Origin of the sequence: Streptomyces sp. GbtcB6 (assembly GCF_019091475.1) — a bacterium.
GTDB classification, from domain to species: Bacteria; Actinomycetota; Actinomycetes; order Streptomycetales; family Streptomycetaceae; genus Streptomyces; species Streptomyces hyaluromycini.
On the sequence record NZ_JAGXJL010000556.1, the window covers coordinates 1 to 228 of the forward strand.

General features: G+C 72.4%; 1 protein-coding gene. It reads left to right on the top strand.

Translation table 11 applies throughout. The annotated features are described in order from the left end of the window. A partial coding sequence (locus KVT45_RS55965) for a LysR family transcriptional regulator substrate-binding protein (RefSeq protein ID WP_217562825.1) occupies positions 1–228 on the top strand: 228 nt, incomplete at both ends.

Below are 228 nucleotides of genomic sequence, written 5' to 3' on the forward strand. Positions count from 1 at the left end.
GACTGGAACGAACCTCGGGACGCGCTGCTGGACCACCGGGTCGAGGTGGTGGTGACGCGGTTCCTGTTCTCCGCCGACGACCTGGACATCACGGTCCTCTACGACGGGCCGCGCGTCCTCCTGGTGCCGCTCGGCCACCGGCTGGCCGGCAAGGAGGCGGTCACCCTCGCCGACTTCGCCGACGAGCCGCTCCCCCGCTTCACCGGCCCCGACCGGATCGGGGCGGAT